At 30.8% G+C, this 21796-nt stretch carries 17 protein-coding genes; 5 read left to right on the plus strand and 12 right to left on the minus strand.

From position 1 onward, the window contains the following. Positions 1-76: 76 nt before the first annotated feature. The 10 genes from AB3G39_RS15540 to AB3G39_RS15585 form a co-directional block, all read right to left on the minus strand. Entirely contained in the window at positions 77-838 is a 762-nt protein-coding gene (locus AB3G39_RS15540; protein WP_369769535.1) for a class I SAM-dependent methyltransferase, read from the minus strand. 90 nt (positions 839-928) lie between these two features. Continuing rightward, positions 929-1963, minus strand: coding sequence for a glycosyltransferase family 2 protein (locus tag AB3G39_RS15545; RefSeq protein WP_369769536.1), 1035 nt, complete (start codon positions 1961-1963; stop codon positions 929-931). Further along, positions 1948-2829, minus strand: coding sequence for an alpha-1,2-fucosyltransferase (locus AB3G39_RS15550; protein ID WP_369769537.1), 882 nt, complete (start codon positions 2827-2829; stop codon positions 1948-1950). The genes AB3G39_RS15545 and AB3G39_RS15550 overlap by 16 nt, the downstream gene beginning before the upstream one ends. Then, on the minus strand, positions 2826-3575 hold the full coding sequence (locus AB3G39_RS15555) for a class I SAM-dependent methyltransferase (RefSeq protein ID WP_369769538.1): 750 nt from the start codon (positions 3573-3575) through the stop codon (positions 2826-2828). Before AB3G39_RS15555 ends, AB3G39_RS15550 begins: the two co-directional genes overlap by 4 nt. Next, a complete protein-coding gene (locus AB3G39_RS15560; RefSeq protein WP_369769539.1) occupies positions 3572-4276 on the minus strand; it encodes a class I SAM-dependent methyltransferase in 705 nt (234 codons plus the stop codon). The genes AB3G39_RS15555 and AB3G39_RS15560 overlap by 4 nt, the downstream gene beginning before the upstream one ends. 133 nt (positions 4277-4409) lie before the next feature. Continuing rightward, positions 4410-5168, minus strand: a complete 759-nt coding sequence (locus tag AB3G39_RS15565) for an FkbM family methyltransferase (RefSeq protein ID WP_369769540.1) — start codon at positions 5166-5168, stop codon at positions 4410-4412. A 41-nt stretch (positions 5169-5209) separates the two neighbouring features. Then, positions 5210-6079, minus strand: a complete 870-nt coding sequence (locus AB3G39_RS15570; RefSeq protein ID WP_369769542.1) for an ABC transporter permease — start codon at positions 6077-6079, stop codon at positions 5210-5212. A gap of 1032 nt (positions 6080-7111) precedes the next feature. After that, positions 7112-9661: a carboxypeptidase-like regulatory domain-containing protein gene (locus AB3G39_RS15575; protein WP_369769543.1), complete on the minus strand. Its 2550-nt coding sequence runs from the start codon at positions 9659-9661 to the stop codon at positions 7112-7114. Positions 9662-9666: 5 nt separating this feature from the next. Beyond that, positions 9667-10560 carry a FecR family protein gene (locus tag AB3G39_RS15580; protein ID WP_369769545.1) on the minus strand — a complete coding sequence of 298 codons (894 nt, stop codon included), beginning with the start codon at positions 10558-10560 and terminating at the stop codon, positions 9667-9669. Positions 10561-10605: 45 nt separating this feature from the next. After that, positions 10606-11127 (minus strand): RNA polymerase sigma factor, encoded by a 522-nt coding sequence (locus AB3G39_RS15585; protein WP_369769547.1) that lies wholly within the window; start codon positions 11125-11127, stop codon positions 10606-10608. A 211-nt stretch (positions 11128-11338) separates the two neighbouring features. Between AB3G39_RS15585 and AB3G39_RS15590 the strand changes: the two genes are divergently transcribed. The 3 genes from AB3G39_RS15590 (at position 11339) to AB3G39_RS15600 (ending at position 13850) form a co-directional block, all read left to right on the plus strand. Then, positions 11339-12370 carry a hypothetical protein gene (locus AB3G39_RS15590; RefSeq protein ID WP_369769548.1) on the plus strand — a complete coding sequence of 344 codons (1032 nt, stop codon included), beginning with the start codon at positions 11339-11341 and terminating at the stop codon, positions 12368-12370. 121 nt (positions 12371-12491) lie between these two features. After that, a complete protein-coding gene (locus tag AB3G39_RS15595; RefSeq protein ID WP_369769550.1) occupies positions 12492-13220 on the plus strand; it encodes a hypothetical protein in 729 nt (242 codons plus the stop codon). A 165-nt stretch (positions 13221-13385) separates the two neighbouring features. Beyond that, positions 13386-13850 (plus strand): hypothetical protein, encoded by a 465-nt coding sequence (locus AB3G39_RS15600; RefSeq protein WP_369769551.1) that lies wholly within the window; start codon positions 13386-13388, stop codon positions 13848-13850. A 446-nt stretch (positions 13851-14296) separates the two neighbouring features. On the opposite strand, the gene AB3G39_RS15605 is transcribed toward AB3G39_RS15600, so the two are convergent. Further along, positions 14297-15595 carry a Fic family protein gene (locus AB3G39_RS15605; RefSeq protein WP_369769552.1) on the minus strand — a complete coding sequence of 433 codons (1299 nt, stop codon included), beginning with the start codon at positions 15593-15595 and terminating at the stop codon, positions 14297-14299. A gap of 628 nt (positions 15596-16223) precedes the next feature. Here AB3G39_RS15605 and AB3G39_RS15610 point away from each other — a divergent pair. Continuing rightward, the gene (locus AB3G39_RS15610; protein WP_369769554.1) at positions 16224-16643 is read left to right on the plus strand and encodes a hypothetical protein; all 420 of its coding nucleotides are present in this window, start codon (positions 16224-16226) and stop codon (positions 16641-16643) included. A gap of 143 nt (positions 16644-16786) precedes the next feature. Beyond that, positions 16787-18964, plus strand: coding sequence for a TonB-dependent receptor domain-containing protein (locus AB3G39_RS15615; protein ID WP_339921708.1), 2178 nt, complete (start codon positions 16787-16789; stop codon positions 18962-18964). A gap of 935 nt (positions 18965-19899) precedes the next feature. On the opposite strand, the gene AB3G39_RS15620 is transcribed toward AB3G39_RS15615, so the two are convergent. Next, a complete protein-coding gene (locus AB3G39_RS15620; protein WP_339921707.1) occupies positions 19900-20367 on the minus strand; it encodes a helix-turn-helix domain-containing protein in 468 nt (155 codons plus the stop codon). Between the last annotated feature and the right edge of the window lie 1429 nt (positions 20368-21796).

The following is a 21796-nucleotide window of genomic DNA, read 5'->3' on the forward strand; positions in this document are numbered from 1 at the left end:
CTTAATTAAATTTCTTAAAAATAATTTTACACTATAAACTCTAGAAACTGAAAAATAATCCTGACTGCCTCTAGTATTAATCTTTTCTAATCTTACACTTAAAAACCTCATAATCAATTAAATTCAAACTATCATTCCTGTTTTTATCTAAAACATGATATTCATAAAATGGATTTAGTATCGTAGTAGGTTTACCTAAATCTATATTTTTCGAAATAACACCAACTCCCCAATCAGAATTAATACAACATGAATATAACTCTCTATTCTGTCTAAACTTAAAGAACGCTTTCCAAGTCGTCCCATTCCAATAATATTTTGCTGGAGACATATAATATGAGAACGATTCTCTTGAATGAAATTCTGTTGGAGGGTTACAATCATGAAGTACAATAAATCCATAATCTTGAATGTAATCCAAAGAATTGTTTATATCTCTTTCTACTTGATCCGCCAAATGTAAACCATCAATAAAAATAACATCAAACTTAATATCGCGTCGCAAAATTTTTCCGTTCTTTATTTGATTAAAAAAATCATCGCTAGTCATTTTATAATCAACGGGATTTGTTTTAAATTCAATACCTGGGTCAACACTAACTTTTTTAGTCGAAATTATTTTATTGAAATTATCTTCTGGATTGCGAACACCTATTTCTAAATAATTTGTATCACTTTTATCCAAAGAATCTAATAAAAAATTAATAATTTCTGATCGAAACGGGTTTTTATTAATTTCTTCCTGAGATTTAATATTAGATTCAATATTGTAAGCGTCATTTAAAAAACGACAACCAATATTATATCTGTTTTTAATTTCTTTATATTTTTTTAGCATTTATTTTATGTTAATAAAACTTAATTCTGACTTCTTATATCTAAAAAAAATAGATTACAAAAACGCGACTATTTTTTTAGATTTAAATCCTCACGGTTTGTAAAAAATCAACGATTTAATAGCTAATTTAATTTCAATATTTAAATTAAGTTTAAAATTTAATGAATTTTTTATTCGAAGATATTCAAAATAAATTCTAGGTGTAAATCTATTTCTTTTCAAAAAATAACTATTAACAATGATCGTCTCTAAATCCAAAATACTTTTTTTAAAAGCTACTGGCTCAAATATATATTTTTTGTTAGAAGCTAATAATTTATTTTGCAGTTTTTTAAAAATATAAATGTCGTTAAAATTAATGGCTGCACCATTATTTAAAACTTTATTTAAAACCAACTCTTCGTTAGGCAACAAATCAAGCTCTAAAAAATTAAAAAGATTCCGTTTTGTTTTCAGTACGGAATCTTTTTGCTTATCGCTTTGTTTTTTGGTAACTTGATTACTATGAGTACGATAATCTAGCAAAACTTCTTGCAAGTTATGCAAGTTTCCCTTCATAACTAATCGAACCCATAAATCATAATCTTCAGCAGGCTCTTTAGATACATCATAAACGATTGAAAATCCCTCTAAGCATTGTTTTCTGATCATAACAGAAGGATGAGCAAAGCAATTCCCTTTTAATAAAGCTACTTTTATAACGTCATGCCTTTCTGGAAGCTTTACTATTCTATCAGAGCCCATTATACTATACCATGTTCCGCATAAAATAACTTTTGGGTTGTCTTCTAAAAATGCAACTTGCTTAGAAAAACGCTCCGCTAAGCTAATGTCATCACCATCCATTCTAGCTATATATCTACCTTTGGCTAATTGCAATCCCAAATTTAAACTATTGGTATATCCAGTATTTATAGGCTTTTCAATTAATTGAATTCTGGAATCTTTATAACTTTTTAATATAGAAACAGTGCCATCTGACGAAGCATCATCGATTACTAATAATTCAAAATCAGCATACGTTTGATTTAATATACTATCAACCGCTTCCCTAATATACTGTTCACAATTGTATACCGGCATCAACACACTTATTATAGGCAATGGCATTACAAACGGATCCATTCTGCAGGTATTAAATCATTATCATTTATAGCGGTTTCAGCAAACCACTTCTTTGGTGCAATTACTGTTTTATTAATGTTCTCATTGAGCCAAGCGGCCCACCAACTAAAAGAGCTGTTAGCAATTATATTATGAGTACAACAACTCATTAAAAACATATCTTTCCAACTGTTTTCGTTTTTATTATGATCTATGAATATTTTTGAATACGATAAGTCTTGAAATTGTTCCTTAACCCAATCACTATCATCAGAAAAGAATATCAATTTAGCATCCTTATTCTTAGAAACTAACAAGGATATTGCATCAAAATAATATTTTAAGCTACAATTTCCGTGAAATAGTTGTGTTTTCTTATCCTGAACATAATCACCTCTTCTTACATGAATTGAAATGGTTTTCATGTTCTTGATATCAGATAACAATTTACTGTTTGTAATATCTAATCCTTCTACAGGAAAAGAGAAAACTTTTTTTATTAAACTTTCATATCCTTCAAAGTACTTGTAGCTCTGAAAATACCCTTTTACATAAACCGGCGTTTCAATTGACAAGGCATTTTCCTGAAAATTAAAGCCCGATTCCTGATGAATTTTAGGATAATTAAATCCTAATTTCTTTTTAACCTTATTGATATATGACAAATGGACAAACCTATTTCTCACTGAATCAGTAGTTTGATTTGAAGATATATTAAAAATAGCAAGTTCATAAAATCTAGGTGTATAAGCTACTTTTTTATCTTTTAATTCAAAAAAGCTTTTATCTATTTTAATGTCGCATCTGTTTTTTTTTGCAAAAACACTTGCAAAGGCAAACTGAAACATTTGGTTACCTAGACCGCCTTGTAATTCAATTAGTATCATTTTTTTCTTGCTAATACATGATACCCAAAACACAACAACTCTGATGAATTAGAATCAGCATCAGATAAATTTTGAAGTAGTCGCTGTAACTTATTAATTGCATTTTTCTCCGTTTTAATAAGCTTTCGATTACTGTATTGTTTAGCAATAAAGGGTAATCTATTTACCTCCTGAGCTAAATACTCAAAATAATTTCCATTCGGAATTATGTCAATAGTCTCAAAACCATTTTTTCCTAACTCTTCATCATAGAAAAATCTATTAAAACCTGAATAAAAATGATACGGTGCAAAATGAGTTAAACTGCAAAATGGTGCAGTTATAATAAGACAGCCACCACTCTTTAAAAGTCTTGAAAATTCTTTTATTGCCTCCCTAGGGTTAACAATATGCTCAAAAACTTCAGTACACATAATAGCATCAAAAGTCTTATCTTCTCGTGGAATAGAGGCAATATCTGAAATAATATCAAGTTGACCATAATCCCACTCCACCATTTGCAATCCTGAATTCAAATTTTCTGGCTTATATTGTGCAAAATCTTGTGATACATATTGAAGGTGCGCGCAAAATTTCTTAAATGGTTGTTCTCCTGCGCCAGCATCTAATATTTTGCTGCCTGCTGGAATTTTATTTAAAACTTCCTCAAGCCAATGAATTCTTGTGCTCTCATTTAACGTTCCAACGGTTAATAAGCGGTTATTCTTTTTAAATATATATTTTTTTATAATCTGTTTTAAATTCATTTGAATATAGTTTTAAGTTTATTTTTTAAAACATTTTTAAATAGAATTATTGAATTTCTCTTTTTATATTCAAATTCTTTCCTAACTTGTTGATGTTGTAAGTTTATATTAGCCATGGAATATGTAATTAATTCTAAATGACTAACATGCTTTGATTCAATACTATTAAACCATTCAAAACCTTGAAAAAAATACTCTTTAAAATTATTTATCGTCTCGTGGTAACCTAGTTCACAAGTTCTATAAAAAAAACTTTGTACTGGTGCAAACTTCATTATCCCACTTTCCAGTTTAGTCATCCAATTTATAACACCCTCTTTCTGCAAAAGAAATAATTGATGTTCGGGAAAATTATATATATAATCATAGTAAACAGTGGGGAATTCTAAGTACCCTTTTTTTCCAACCCTTTGTATTTCTCTTAAAAAGACATCAGCATCAGCAACATGTTCTAATACATGAGAGCAAATAACATAGTCAAATTCCTTGTCTTCAAAAGGAAACTTCCCTCCATCATAATAAACTATGGGCTTAAGTGTTTCAAGTATCCCAACATGACCAGACTGAGCTATTCTTTCACTATCATTATCATATTGTAATTCCAAAAATACATCCGACCTATAATATGGACTAGCTCCAGGACCTATTTCCAAAACTCTATCAGTTGGTTTAATTGATTTAATTCTATCTGAAAAAAACATTTTAAATATTTTATTAATTAGCCTTATATTGTTTTTGAACAAGTTGCTGTAGGATACCGTATTGACTACTACTATTTATAATAAATTCTCCTACAAAATAAATATTTTTAAATATCGTGCTATTCATAAGACACTATTTTTTTAAATAAAATTGTAACAATTTAGAAAAGATTGTAAATGTTCTAAAATGTTTTTTATTCAAATAAAACTGATCACCAACTTGGCCTTCAATTTCTGATTTAACTAAATTGAACCCACTTGCTTTCATGAAATTCTCAATATCCACTCTTAAAGGCTGGCCTTTATACAATTCAATATCTGCAACTTCAAGCCAAATAGCCTTGATATTTTTCATATGTTCTTTTGCCCCCATTAAAACCTTTAATTCAGCCCCTTGAACATCCATATGTACAAAATCAACTTCTTCTATTTTGTTTTCTACAAAAAAGGAATGCAGTGTTATCGTATTTACGTTTATTTGTTTATCAAATAATAACCATTTTTGATTATTTCCCTTTTCAGGGTAAAGCAGAGAACTAGACTTATTACCAAAATTCCAATCTAATTTGTTTGATTCATGATTTGGATGTCCTGAAGACACATGAAACTGAGAGATGCCTTTTTCATCTGAAACTGCAATAGGCATCAATATAACGTTTTCTGATTTGTATTTTTCTAAGTTCTGAACAATAAGATCTTGATTATCAGGTAATGGCTCAAATATATAAATAGTAGAAAAAGGAAAAATTCTCGAGTATCTTATCGACTCTTCTCCTTCGCAGCCTCCAATATCCAAAATCGTTAATTTATCATCCTTTTTAAATAATTTTAAAAGATCTTTTTTCAGAGGTGAATCTGTAAGAATATAATTATTCCTATTATATAAAGTCATACTTGTACAATTAGTGCTATTTATCTCCGTTTGCTAAAAATCTAAACCGTATCAATAAAACTCTTCTCCGTCCTGTTAAATACCAATATCCCCACTAAAAAAACAACTATAGTCACTACAAACGTATAGCCTAATCCTAAAATAGAAATATGTCCAACATTCAATAACATATAACGGGTTGTTTCAATGATATAAGCCAATGGATTATATTGAACGAGCCAAGCATATTCTGGCATTTTTGCTACAACCAACGCCATAGGATAAACTACCGCTGATACATACATCAGTAATTGCACCCCAAAACCAATTAAGTAGCTAAAATCTCTGTATTTGGTTACTAAAGAGGAAATAAACATGCCTAATCCTAAACCCAGAATCCCCATGACTACAATTAAGAATGGAAATAAAACACTGATCCCATTTAAACTAATGGCAGCTCCTTGAAAATAATAGTATAAATAAAAAGCAATAAAAATGCAAAACTGGATTCCAAATTTCAATAAATTAGAAATTACAATAGACATGGGAACAATGATTCGAGGGAAATACACTTTCCCAAAAATTCCTGCATTAGCACCAAAAGTGTTCGAAGTCCCTGTAAGACAAGCGGTAAAATAATTCCAAACCGTAATACCTGCTAAATTGAACAGAAAAGGAGGTACGGTACCCGTATCAATCCCCGCCAAATTGTTAAAAATAATGGTAAACGTAATCGAAGTAAACAACGGTTGTATTAAATACCAAAGTGGCCCTAAAACGGTTTGCTTGTACACCGTAACCACATCTCTTTTTACAAAAAGTAGTAGTAAATCGCGGTACTGCCATACTTCCTTAAGATTGAGCGTGAAGAACTTGTTTTTTGGTGTTATTTCAAACAGCCAAGTGGTATTTGTATTTTCTGGATGATTCATTAGTGTATACTAAATCGTAGTTTTGGGTTTTGTCTTATCAAACGCGGTCGAGAGATGGAACAAATATAAATAAAATCTAATTGGTATATCCTTAAAAACAGCATCTTATCTTATTTATTTCCGAATAACATTTGCATCATAATGACTGTGAAAAATTATAATAAATGCAAAAAACGAAACTTCCAGACGCGCTCCGCGGCTCTAACTGACAGTATGAGTCAAGGCCCATTTAGCAGTAAGAGTGGTTTTTTTACGAATATACTATTCCTTTATAAATAATAGCAATAATTAACAAATTAAAGAAAACTTTCATAAATCAGAAATGGTTTTTTAATTTTTCCAACCTGTTCTTTCATAACTGACAATTGAAAACTCCTAAACCCGCCCTTAAATAAAAAGTGTAAGAAAACGGCGAAGAAGTGAAGTGGTAGCAGTCCGCGAGTTGAGCCTGAAAGGCGAACGGCTCGGGCTGCGGAGCGGAACTTCGAGCTAGTTTTCAAGCTTTTGATTTTCAGGCTTGATCTTTTGTTTCTTTTGAAATCGCAGATTCACGAACTCTAATAAATTATTAACTCGTGAGAAATCAAGACAAAAGAAAAGATTCATGAACACAACAAACAAACATGTTATTACAACCTCCTCACAACGCCCTTAAATTAAAAACGTCAAAAAACAACGAAAAAACGACGTGGCAGCAGTCCGCGAGTTGAGCCTGAAAGGCGAACGGCTCGGGCTGCGGAACATAGTTTTTGAGGTAGTTTTTAAGTTTTGAATTTTTAGGCTTGATTTTTTGTTTCTTTTGCATCAAGGCAAAAGAAAAAAACCTTCATAAAAACCGACTCACCCGATAGCACGAATTTGCAATCCATACCTACAAAAAACATCAAAACATCCAACTTCCACCACGGCCGATTGCTGTAAAACGAGAACCGCATCCCTTTACAATATAGTACTGGGGTAAAACGAAAATTTATTACCTACAAAATTTCCTCTCCCATCTCCTCACTCCTCAGTGGAAAAACAAGATTTCGGTTAATAAGCTATTCTGAAACTTAAATTTGGTGTTCGTCGTATAGAAAAAGTCTTTACATCTTCAATAGAGTTTGTTATGGCGTTTATTCTATGAAATTCATTAATTTCATTTTTTCTATTAAAAAGATTCAATATAGAGAAACCTAATTTATATTGAATATCATTCGAGTCCTTCCATTTATAGGTTGCCGAAAAATTAACTTGAAAAAAGTTGTCCAAAATTTTATTATTAGGACTATTATAATCAATTTTTGGATTTAAAAAATCACTATAATTAATTACATCACTTTTAAGACTTGTAGTAGGTTTTCCAGAATACCATTTTGAACCGATAGCTAGCTTCAGATTTTTTTTCTGATAAATCCCCGCCCAAGAAATAATATGTTCTAATTTAAAATTGTTTGGAAATATAGGCCAGCTTGAATTTGGAAAGTTATAATTATTATAATTATAAGCATAACTTAACCATGAAATGAAATGATTTATTTTTTTTTGAACTAGAATCTCACTTCCTAAAGTTTCATAATTTCCATTTATTTTCACAAATTCCAATTGGTTTTGAAATCCTTGACCCGAACTATTAATTCCATTTACTTTTTTATAAAAATTTTCTAAGGTAATTAACCAATTTTTTTGGGTATAAAATAAATTTATTGAGGCTTGTTTGCTTCTTTGAATCGGAATTGTTGTGTTATTTGCTAATATCCATCGTCTTTTTTCTATTCCAAAATAATCCTCCTGCTGATCGATTACTTGATAACTATATTGACTTTTAAATTCCCCTAAAACTTCCAAATTCAAATGTTTTGTGGCAGTATAATTAAAATGCAATCTTGGTTCTAGGATATATTTATTAAATTGTTCGATATAGTTTAATCTTAAACCTGTGCTCAAATATATTTTGGATAAGGTATCATTAAATTTCCCTTCTGCTATTACTGCATGAGTTCGTAGCACTTCTTTAATTCTTCTGTAAAAAATGGGTTTATTTACTTCGTCTAAATTTACAGTACCAATTTCATTTAATTGATATCCAGTATTAAAAGTAAATTTTGAACCAATTATTTTACTGTTTTCAAGTTTTAAACCAGTATCTAGTACTTTGTTTTCTTGTCTTACAATTAGATTATCCTGTATTTTATTTTTTTCGGCATTTAGGGCATAGGATGAGCTATAAACATTGATTGTACTATAGTTTTTTGCATTCCAGTTTCGCTTCCATGAAAGATTAGCTCCATAATTTTTTTGATATAAATTATTGGTTTCCGACAGAACTACGTTATTGATTTTGGAAGTTTGTAAAACTTTAAGTTGATCATTTATAGTGATAAAATCCACTATAAGATGGTCTTTTTGTCCAATTTTTTGAGAAAATTTAGCTGTAATATCATAAAAATTAAATTTCTCATCACTTGAATAAGTGCTGTTTTGCTTATTGAAAAAATCAATAATATTGGTATTTTGAAATGCTTTACTATTATATTCTTTATAAGTAGGTGTTTTTACTAAATCGGTTATGGATTTCCTTACCGCAATTTCTAAAAACCCTTTTTTGTTGATATTAAATTTTGAATAAACATCAGCGTTAATCATATTAATTCCAGCACTGAAACTATTTTTTTCTAATTTATTTGGGTTAGACGAAATAGCGATAACACTTGACACTCCTTCTCCAAAAAATGCAGAACTTCCATTTTTAGTTATAGAAATAGTATGGGCTAAATTAGGATTGAATGCTGAAATTAGCCCGAAAAAATGTCCAGTTTGATACATTTTTATTCCGTTCCACAAAAATAAATTTTGATCATGGGTACCTCCTCTTACATTGATACTTGAAATACTTTCATCGGTACTGTAAATACCTGGAATTTGCAACATAGTTTGTAAGACATCCGGCTCAATTAAACCAGGTAATATTCCTAACCTCTTAGGTTTTATCTCAAACGTTCCATAGTTTTTTTTAGAAATTCCAGAGGTTAAATAAAGATTTGCAATTATATTGTTTAGTTCCAAAAGTTCAACTTCTAAATAAATTTTAGTGCAATTTTTATTTTGAAAGGCAACAACAGGAATCTTTTGAGAGGCATAGCCCAGACAGCTAATTAATAAATCAGTTGACTTATCTTTTTCTAATTCAAAATATCCTCTTTTATCGGTTGTTATAGTCGCACCATTTTCAAACCTAATAGTTACATTTTCTATCGGGGAATTGTCGTCTTTAGCAAATACATATCCACAGATGTTTTTAGACTCTAACGTTTTAGTACTATTAAAAATAGTGATGAATTTATTATCTGTATTTTCAAAGCGAAGATTTGTTTTTTTTTGAAGGTAATTAATCTTTTTAGTCAAAGTCAAAGACTTTTTTGGAGGTAAAATATTAAAAATAACAATTTCATTATCTATATAATTAAAATAAATATGATGTTGTTTTTCAATAGACAGCAGAATATCTTTTAATGCAATTGCTTTGCTTTTGTCTTGAGCTTTTAAATTCAAGGCAAAAACAAAGCAAATGGAGAAAAAACAAATACGGTGAATAAAATACATTTATTTTATTTCAAAATTATTTTGTTCGGACCAATTTGAGTTGAGTTGAGATGATACGTTATTTCGATGATATGAAGAGCATCATCAAGATTGTTCAAAGGAATTTTTCCAGTAAATAATTGATCTGGATATTTTGTTTTCATTTCAATAGTAATATTATACTGTCTTTGCATTTCTTCTACTATATTGTCTAAGTTTTCTTTATTAAAAGAAACATAATTTTCCAACCATGCAGGTTTAGTGGCATTAATTGCAGTATTTATTTGATTTCCATTTTCGAACGAAACACTTTGACCATGAGTTAATAGCACCTCTTTATTTTTGTAATTTACATACACCCTTCCTTCAAAACAGCTGACGTCAAAACGATTCCTTCTTGCTTTAACATTAAATTGTGTACCCAGAACCGTAACTTTTCCAAGAGAAGTTAAAACTTCAAATTTTTTACCTTTTGCTACTTTAAAATAGGCTTCTCCTTCTAATTTAAGTTTTCTGTTGTGGTCCCAATTCCATTTTTTGAATTCAATTTCTGATCCTGCATTCAAAACAACTTTTGAATAATCGGGCAATAAAAAAGAGGTTCTTTTACCATTAAGTGCATATTGGTTTTCTGAAGAAAAATTTTGCATTATGAAAGTAATTCCAAGTCCGATAACTAAAACCGCGGCCACTTTAAATAACCATTTTTTGTATAAAGGAATCACTTTGGATTTTACCTTTTCATGATTTATAACCTTTTCTAAAATTTTCGATTCATTAAAAGGAGGGACTTGTAAATGGGCGGTATAATTTTTAATTTTTTCGTATTTTTCATACTCAGGATTAGCTTTAAATTCAGCTAATTCGCCTTCTGTCAAATCGTTGTTTAGCCATTTTGCTAAAATGTGATTGTTTTCCATAGCATTACTCTTATTATATTTAAAACAAGTAAAAACAACTTTACCCTACTTTATTTCATCAATTTCTTTTCTTAATTCAACTAAAGCCAAATGTATCCGCTTTTCTACTGCTTTGACACTTATATTTAATTCTTCTGCAATCTGGCTATATTTCTTACCATCAATTCGATGCATCAAAAAAGCAACTCGTTGTTTTTCATTCAAATTTTCAATTGCTTTTAAAATCTTATTTTTGAACTGTTTCTCTTCGAGTATAAATTCTGGGTTTTCATTTGTAATATCAATACCCGTGAAATTTTTTTCAAATTCCAAAACTACTTTTTGATGTGCTACTGCATTAAGAGAACCGTTGTTGGCTATTATATAAATATATGATTTAGCTTTTTCAATAGGGACATCAGCACAATTTTGCCAGAGTTTAATAAAAGCATCTTGCGTTAAATCGTCAGCTAGCTCTTTATTACCATATTTATAAAAAATAAAATTACGAACTAACTTCGCCTGTTTTTTAAAAAAATCAGAAAAAACAATTTCATTACAAGTATTTGATATTAAGTTGTTTAGCATTTATTTTATGTGTTTTTGCTTTACAAAGATATATTTATTTTTAATTTATGGTAGGGTAAGTTGTATTTAAACTGTTTTAGTATTAGATTCTCTACTATTTGAATTGAGGACAATAAGAAAAATAAATTAATGTTGAGAACAATAAGTAAAAGAGTTCGATGAAACAAGCAAAATTCTCTATTCCCTATTGCATTTTAAACGTAAAACAAATATGAAAACAATTAAATATTTATTCATGACCTTAACGGCTATAGTATTTATTTCTTGTCAAAATGAGGGTGCAGTGCTTATTCAAGATACCACTCAAAATTTAACGACCGTTTCACCGCTTACAAATTTGATTTTTAGAGTGGCACAAAACCCAACTTCTAAGGATAATGTTTTGGATAATTCGAGCTGTTTTAATATTCAGTTGCCGGTAAAAGTTATTGTAGATGGAAATCAAATTACAGTATCGAACCAAAATGACTATAAAACAGTACAGGCTACGTTGGATGCTTTTCCAAATGATGATGATATTATAAATTTTATTTATCCAATAACAATTCAGTATCAAGACTACAAGACACAACTCATATTAAATTCGGATGAATTAGAAAAGAGTATTGAAAATTGTAATCTAGATGATCATTTTAATGAAATTGATTGTATAAATATAAATTACCCAATATCGTTTAGTATTTACGATGCAAATAATCAAATTGCAAAAACTATTGTGATTCAAAACGATAAAGATACAACTAGCTTTTTAGACAATTTAGACGTAAATGTATATATTTCCATTAACTATCCCATTTCGATTACAAATTTTAATGGCCAAAATGTTGTACTTACAAATAACGCTGATTTTCAAAATCATATTGAAGATAGTATAAAAGAGTGCAATACAAATTCAGGGGCAGGAAGTAATCCTAATTTTAATTCCATTTGGACAGATGGAACATGGCATGTTTCTTATTTTTTTAAAACTAGTGACGAAACTTTAGGTTACAGCGGTTATAATTTTACTTTCCACCCTGACGGAACTGTTGTGGCTGTAAATGGGACAAATAGTTTTGGAGGTACTTGGTCCACTTTTAAAGACAATGGTCAAGATAAATTGAAGTTTAGTTTTAATGAAGATAAATTAGATGGATTAGAAGAGGATTGGAATATTACAGAATACACAGCCACTAATGTTAGATTAAAAAATAAAAACAGTAATAGTACCGAAACCTATCATCTCTATTTTACTAAAAATTAAAGATTAATTTACAGTGATGTCTTTTAAATTTTTTATTAATAAATGCAAAATTAACTTTGTTTAAAATAATAATTATTAACCCCTTATTATATAATACTTAACCCTTTAAAAAAATGAAAAAATGAAAAAAATGAAAAAAACAACGATTGTAGCGGCATTGTCCTTAATGGCTGTTTCCTGTTCAAATACACCCTCACCTACAACTGGGAATGTGGCATTAAAAGCTTCTGCCGTTTCCACGACAGGAAAGCCTTCACTCACTGCTCGAACAGCATCAACAGTGGTAATCACGGATTTCCAAATTAATATTGGAAAAATTAAATTTGAAAAAGATGAACAAGGTCAAGTGCAGAGTGCCGATTCTATTTATGATGATGATGTAAAACTCGTAGGTCCTTTTTTACTTGATATACTTGATCCTGACAAAACTTTGACTCAAATTATAACTTCTGTTAATATTCCAAATGCACAATATGAGGAAATAAAATTTAAATTTGAAAAAAGTATTCTTCCCGGCGAAATGCTAGGTAAAACATATTTGATTAAAGGAACTATTGATGGTAAAAACTTTTCAATCTGGAGTAGTCAAGATGTTGAACTTAAAATGGACTTCGCTGATCCAACAAAAGATTTCACAGTTAATAGTAATGATCTAACTCTTAATATTAAAATACAACTGGATGGTCTAATGGCTAAATTAACCTCTTTAGCAAGTCAAAATTTACTACAAGACACTGATGGAGATGGTGTTATCGAAATAAGTACAGATAATGATGATGGACATCATGATATTGGAGAGCAAATAAGAAATCTGCTTGAAAATGAAACCCACTTAGATGACAAGGACTAATTAAAATTAAAAAAGTTAAGAAAAAGAGAAGCCTACGTAGCTTCTCTTTTTTTTTGCAAAATCCTATTTAAATGTGAACTAATTTTTACTGGCACAGTTGTTGGTTTTACAAAAAAGTATTTAAGTAAAAAGCTAATATAAAATCATTAATTTAAATTTTTAAAAATGAGAACATTAAAATTAATCGCAGTAGGAATAATCCTTTTTGTATCCAACTCAATTCATGCGCAGATTTCAGTAAGTCTCAACATAGGCGCACCACCATCATGGGGGCCTGTAGGATATGAGGAAGCAGATTATTATTATTTGCCAGATGTTGAAGCGTATTATGATATAAGAGCTTCTCAATTTATTTATTTTGGTGGCGGTAGATGGGTACGATCAAGATATTTGCCTAGAGAGTATAGAAATTATGACCTATACAATGGATACAAAGTAGTTTTGAATGATTATCATGGTTCAAGACCTTATAGAAATTTTGATCATGATAGATTGAGATATCGTAGAGGATATCAGGGCAGACCACAAAGAGCAATAAATTATGATAATCGAAGAGAACATGATGATTCTGGAGGTAATGAGGAGCATGGAAATAAACATGAGCATGAGCATGAGCATGAAAGAGACTAATTATTTTATAGATAGAAAAGGAAACTAGAGAGGGAGACCTCTATAGACTGCCTCCAACAGTGTAGACATGATTTGGAGGCAGTTCAAAAAAAGCAATCTTTTTTCCTATAGCCATCATTATGGTTTCTGTAATCAAAACAAAAAAAAGACACCTCATCAGCATCTTTTCACCCCTTTCCCCTACTCCTCCAACTATCATTTTTATCATAATCCTTCCAAAAATCATAAATGGTACCTTTTAGGTAAAAACCTAAAAGCCATCACCTATTACCCATCCATGCCTCAAATAGAGAACGCATAGGATTTTCTTTTTTAGCAGGAAATCAAAAACTCCTTTTTTTGGCGACTAATAATCCCAAATTGACTAGTATGCCTACTATAAAACTAAGACGATGAATGAAACTGTTTAGTTTCGCTATAAAAATTCGTAAATGGCAATTAAATTATTAAGATGTGTATTTTCCTATTATCAGGTCGAATTTATCAGATTTAATGAAATTTCGCTTCTTTTTATTGACTTGAATTATATCCAAAAATTCCAATTCAACAAGTGCTTTTAAGTCAGTTCTAGCGGTGAAATTTGAAACGTTGAACCGAACTTCAATTTCTTTTGTAGTCAAAATTCTATCGGAATCATCATGTAAAATTTTCAGGATCTGTGCCATCCTATCATTCACATTTGGAATCTTCATAAACTTTGCTGCTTGAAAAACTTCCTGCTGTTTTTTGCTAATATACGTTTTCAATGCTGCATATGATTTCTCCATCGTCATAATATGATAGGTAATGAAATATCCCAGATCATTACCACCTGCCTCTGAATATAAAAATGCTTTTTCATATTGAGCTTTAGTGTCTTTAATAATTCTTGATATGGACAAGTATTCTGTTAACCAGTACCCTTTTTTTAGCATATACCAATAAAATATCGCTCTGGCCGTTCTCCCATTTCCATCAGTAAAAGGATGTATCCAGCCAATCATAAAGTGAATAATACAACCTTTTAGTATCGGATGTATAAAATCCTCATTGTCTTTATTAAAAAAATCACATAAATCTTTTACTAACACATTAAGTTCATCTTTCAATGGAGGTGTGTGAACAATTTCACTATTAACATGATTGACCACATGAACATCATCATGATCTCTAAACTGCCCTTCATCTTTGGCATCATCTAAAGTATTATTTGATATTAGTTTATGTAGGTATAATATTTTTTCAGCACTAATAGCTTCATTCTTATGCTGAACAATATATTTCATAGTAATATAATTGTTCATTATCATTTGCTCAGATTTATTTTTAGGCTTTTTCTCTTGCTGTATCATTTCCTTCGCTTTCTTTCTGGTAGTATTTGCACCTTCCATTTGACTGCTCGAAATAGCTTCCTCCATTATTGAACTAATAATAAATTTCGTTTTATCAGTTTCAGCAATCCCTATATTACTTCCCAAAGTTCCACCAATATGCATATCAAATTGATGCAATGCTCTTTGAATGTAATCTGTAATCATATAACTAAAAGTATTTTTCCCGAAACGAATAGTATTACTTCTAATAAAGCGATATAATTTTACTGCATTCCATAACTCCTCAGGGGTACAGTTTTTTGCCTTATATTTTATTTTATCCCAATATAGATAATCATCTTGTATCTTTTTTAAGGTTCCATCTCCTTGCAAGTTTACCATTAGTGTAATGGTATTATCTTCCTTTATATATTTTGGAGCAGCTTCTAGCATAATTGTTATAATAAAGATTTCAACACAAAAATAGTCAAAATTGCGAGATTATACAAAAATCTCGCAATTTTGACTATTACATAATAGGATCTCGTCCACTCCTCTTCCAACTCAAATAGAGAACGCATAGGATTTTCTTTTTTAACATGAAATCAAAAACTCCTTTTTTTGGCGACTAATAATCCCAAATCAACAAGTACTTTACAGATAATTAAAAACTAATCCTTTGAACTACCTGAACTCTTGAAATTTCAATTTTATTTAGGATTGCCCAAATCTTAACTAAATAACAATCGATTCGATCTTCATCTGTTTCATTTTTACTGCTGGGCACGCAAAAACCATTTCAGTCATTGGTTTTGCATATTTCGGATCATTTAAATCACTTTTGATGTATTTCTTATAAAAAAGAATTGCTACCCATTTGCCTTTCTACGGAATTATTAAGCAAAAAGGACTTTTAGCAATGCTAATTTGGATTATTTTTCACTGTCAAAATAAAATCCAATCCTAAAAAAATAAAAATTCACACTATTCTCAAACACTGTTGATATTTAGTCTAAATAAATTTGCCGATTCAAATATGGAATTTTATATTTGCGCAGTTATTTTTAATTATTCTAAATAAATGAGGGGGAAATACTTTTTAATTGGATGTATTGCAGTGATTACACTATCTAGCTGTACTGATGATTCCCAATATACGTCTGTGGTTAGCAATAAAATTGCAATTACAAAATTAATTTTCTTTGATAGTAATCTAGCTAAACTCATAGGGCAAGCAGGCGCTTCTTATCATGCCGCTCAAACTGATTTTAGTGACCTATTGCACCCAGAGCTGACAGAAGGAGCTCTAACAGGAAGATTCTCAAGTATCAATTCTTCAAGGGTAGCTCACAATGTATTTGCACCTGAACATATTTACAATTCAACTGATCAACTATCATTCCGAAATATAGCGCTTTCAGCACCTTACTTTCATAACGGTTCTTTTAAAACTGTAAAAGAGGTCATTCCTTTTTATAATGTTCGAGATATAAGTCCATAAGAATGCCCAGAACCTGAAGTATTTGACAACATAAACAAAACAGAATTAGGGAATTTTAAAATTTCCTTAGAAAAAGAATCATTACTAGAAACAATTACTGATCATTACCGAAAATAATCTTTTTATAATCTACAAATAACAACATGAATTTCAATAAAATAATAATTATAACGGCATTCGCTTTAATAAGCAATCAATTTATAAAAGCACAAGTAAAAACCGAGAATACACTAAAAGAAGTAATAATTAAAGGATTTAAAACGGTAAATGGAATTGGCCATTTACCTAATAGTAAGGATGGGATTATTTATGCCGGTAAAAAAAGTGAAATTATCCTTGTAGATAGTCTGGATGCTAATAAAGCAGTCAATAATACCCGACAAATCCTTGGAAGAATTCCTGGACTGAATATTGTTGAGACAGAAAGTAGTGGATTCACTGCCAATGGGATAGCAACCCGCGGTCTTAATCCGTCACAAAGTGTAGAAATGAATACGCGACAAAATGGATACAACATTAGCGCTGATATATATGGTTACAATGAATCGTACTACATTCCACCTATGGAAGCAGTGAGTCGCATCGAAATGGTTAGAGGTGCTGCTTCCTTGCAATTTGGTTCTCAATTTGGTGGTTTAGTGAATTACGTCACCAAAGATGCTCCAAAAGACAAACCCTTCGAATTTATTACATCACAATCCATAGGTAGTTATGGGCTGTATAACTCTTTTAATTCTATTGGTGGAAACTATAATAAAATAAGTTACCATGGCTTTTTACAATACCGTAACATGGATGGATATAGACCCAATAGCCAGCAAACGCAAGTTTCTGGATTTGGAAAAATACAATACAATCATTCGGATAAATTAAATTTTGGTGTAGAATATTCTTTGCTAAGAAATAAAATAAAAATGCCTGGAGGACTAACTGATAGTTTATTTTATGCCAATCCAAAAAGTTCAACCAGAACTAGAAACTGGCTAAAAAGTCCATGGAATATTATTACAGCATACGCTAATTATACACCTAATAAAAACAGTACTTTAAGTGTAAAATCAACTTATTTATTTAGTGGCCGTTCATTAGTTTGGAGAAATGAAGATGGAGGAGCCCAAGCCACAGATGATATAGATCTCGCAACAGGAGAATTTGTACCTAGAGAAGTAGGCATTGAAAAAATGCACAACACAACAACCGAAGTCCGCTATTCTCAAAATTATTCTTTAGGAAATCAAAAATCTACATTGGCAATTGGAGTACGTCAAAGTTATGCTTGGTTTAAGCGCCAAGGTGGCGGTGAAGGTACTACAAAAAGTGATTTTGACTTATCCATTACTGGCGATTGGGGATATGATTTAGATTTTACTACCACTAATTTGGCACCATTTGTAGAAAATATTTTTAAAGTATCTAAAAATTTCACTGTAACTCCTGGATTTCGATTAGAATATTTAAGAAGTACTTCAAAAGGACATAAAGAAGTAGAAGGTGACATTCAAATTACAAATGAAAATAGAAACAGAACTTTTGCATTAGCAGGGCTTGGATTAGAGTTAAAATCTGGAAGAAATACGAATGTATATGCCAATATCAGTCAAGCATATCGCCCAATCGATTACAGCCAATTAGAACCTTTTGGAACAAGTTCAAAAATAGACCCCAACCTGAAAGATTCCAATGGATTCAATAGTGATTTAGGATATAGAGGAACCATAAGCAACTACCTTAATTTTGATATTGGCGGATTTTATATGGCGTATAACAAACGTATCGGACTAACATTAGCAACCAATCCAAATACTGGAGATTATTATTCTATCAGAAAAAATATTGCCAATAGTGTACACCAAGGAATCGAAAGTTATATCGAATTTAATATTCTAAAATACTGTAATTCACAATCTGATATTGGCTTAAGTATTTTCAACTCCTTTTCTTATGTAGATGCCAAATACACTACAGGAGAATTTAAAGGAAAAAGAGTCGAAGCAGCAGCCGAAACCATAAACCGCATAGGCTTAATTTTTAGCACTACTAAATTATCAACCACTTTACAATACAATTATGTTGGAGATGCTTTTGGAGATGCTTCAAATGCAATGACTAGCGAAGATCCAATTGCGGGTTACATCCCTTCGTATACAGTTTGGGACTGGAGCGCTTCCTATACTCTAAATAATTTTGCAATTAAATTTGGGGCTAATAACCTAACCGATAAAGCATACTTCACTCGTAGAACTGATGAATACCCAGGTCCAGGTATTATACCTGCTGTGGGACGAAGTTTCTACCTTGGATTTACTGCCAAATTTCAATAAACAAAACACCTATCTTTCTATTTCTAACCACACATATCTTTTTTGATAGGTGTGGTTTTTAATTTTAAAAGAGAGCTTTTGATTCTTTAATCTCAATAAGAAAAGCACATGTTCAATTCCAACCTTATCACACCACCATTAAAGAAAAACCCTAAGAAAACAATGTTTGAAATTAAAAGGAGGACTGCCAGTGGCAGTCAGGTAAATATAAACGAGCTAGTTTTCAAGCTTGCAGTCCCGATAGCTATCGGGATCAGGCTTGAAATCGAAGATTCATGAATACCAAAAAACAATAATAACCCATGAATAATTTTTGTTTCTTTTGCATCAAGGCAAAAGAAAAAATGTTCTTCAAATAAAAATACTGGAAATAAATATACAATTACATCTTGTTAATTCCCTTACACAACTCAAATATCGCATATTGCGATTTACGATATACTTAGGTACCAACTAGTAATTACCTTTATAAATGCTAATATTGCATATAGCAATATGCATTTTACCAATAAATATGGCACAATTAAAATACACTTTTAGCATGCTCTCCAAACTACTGCATTGAATTGCTCACCTTCATAAAACAAAAAAAAAGACACCTCATCAGCATCTTTTCACCCCTTTCCCCTACTCCTCCAACTATCATTTTTATGATAACCCTTCCTGAACTTATCCATCTTGATTCCCAGATAAAGTCCTATAGGCCATACTACAACAAACCCTATTATCTCATACCATTCCATACCTCAAATATAGAACGCATAAGGTTTCCTTTTTTGCAGCAAGCCAATTACTCCTTTTTTGACAACTAATAATCCCGAATTGACATCTGTTCCATCTAAAACCGAAAAAAATGCTTGAATATCTTTTTTAAAATCTTTTCCTTTACGTGCTTTTTTAGATGATTTATAAAGTCTAAATCAAATTTTGTAGTCTCAAAGCAAAATATTTTTTCCATAAAACTCCTCAAATAATTCACCTGGTTTCTTTCCGATAGCTTTTTCAATAAATATTAATTCGTAGGCATCTAAAGCACCTTTTCTATAATACAATTCACTTAATCTTATTTCGTTAATTCCAGTTTTGGCTGAAATTTCTTCTAGCGAATTTGTAATATTTTCGTATTTAGACATTATTTTCCCAAATTCATTCCGCTCTTTAGGAATCCATTTATTTAAATCAAATTTCTGATTCAGAAATACAATTCTAGTTGCATTATTTATAGAATCATTAAAAGCTTTTACAACTAAATAAAAGGTTTGAGCAGATAATCTTGATACTGAACCATTTTTAAGTTTGCTAACTTGTCCTTTTGATATCCCAGATATTTCGGATAGTTGTTTATCCTGCCATTTTAGTTCAAAAATCTTGTCACTAATGTATTTATCAATATTATGATTCATTTTCTTTGTTTAAAAATTTTGTAATTAAGAAACTATTGTTATATTTGTACTAGCGAATTGACAATTAGCCATTTTAGGCATAATTAAAACGATGTTTTCTCGAACCGAAACGACCAATTTTACTATCGAGAGTATCGTGAAATCGCTCCATGTCAAAAAGTTTCTTACTTTTGCATCCGGCATGCGAGCGGTTCTCACGTAAGCTTTAGATAGTACCTTTCCAATCGAAAGATTGCAGAGACGGGTTTGGTCGCCCACGGTTCTAAAGTGTGAGGCCGCTCCTTGCTTTTTTCTGCAAGTACCCTTCATACCCGAAATACATCGTTCCATAACCATAAACCTCTAAATTATGAGAACGATTTTTTTATGTACAACCGTTACCAAACCACCTTAACTACCTGCTAAAAGCAAGCCGCCTTTTGTTATCCCAAAACTGAAACAAACATTGCGTTAGGATAGAAAAACACCGTGAAGTACTCTTATTAGAGACACTTCCACCATCAAATTTGTAGTACTGATGTGTTCAACTATACCTTGATATATGAAAAAGGGAATTATATAAAATAACAATCACCTCTATATCAATCCTCAACCCTAACCTAAAATGCTTTTGGCACTTAGATTTAAGCTTTTTCTCTTTAAACTCGCACTTTAAAAGTATTGCCTTTATTTCTATTTTCCAAATGGTATCTTAAGATTTTAAAGTTTGTTTCAGAAAGGAGAGCAAAAGCAGTTTTTTAAATCCTAAACCCATTATTCATAAATCCCAGTTAGGAAAATGCCCCTTTCTTAACCGGTCGGGAATACCTATGTCAACTTTAAACAACTATTAACTACTCACTATTGACCATTAACTGTGAAGTGCCTATGATGAAATAAACGAGTACTACTAACTAAGAAACTCCTGCACCGCAAGCCTCTTTGAACAAAAAGTCTCATTAATTTAATTTGAATTTATTAATAAATGGTGCAGGATGTTTTACCCTAACCACGAAACAAACCGATAATAATTAACAATAACATGAAATATTACAGACACATACAAGCCGCATTAATAATAGCACTTATAACATTGATATGCCTTTGGATTTATGGTTGAAACAATTATAAAAAACGGATATTCCAAAGTCACAACTGAACGAACGGTCCTTTAAATAAAAACACCTAACTAAAGACTTATAAAATCACGCTGTAGCTCATACCGCCCTTAGACTGTGGCAGCCGGGCACCTGCTTTTAGAAAATTCTGAAAAAATCCAACACTGTTTGAGCGGAGTCGAAATCGAAGATTCGCGAATTCCACTAAAAGTTAAATAGCGTGAGCAGTTTGTTGGATTTCAGAATTGATAAAATAGCGGGTCGGCGAACAGTCCAGGCTAGCGTTTTTTGGTTCTTTTTTGGGCGATAGGGCCAAGCGTTAATAAACAGTA

This window comes from Flavobacterium sp. WC2416 (assembly GCF_041200095.1).
Taxonomy (GTDB): Bacteria; Bacteroidota; Bacteroidia; order Flavobacteriales; family Flavobacteriaceae; genus Flavobacterium.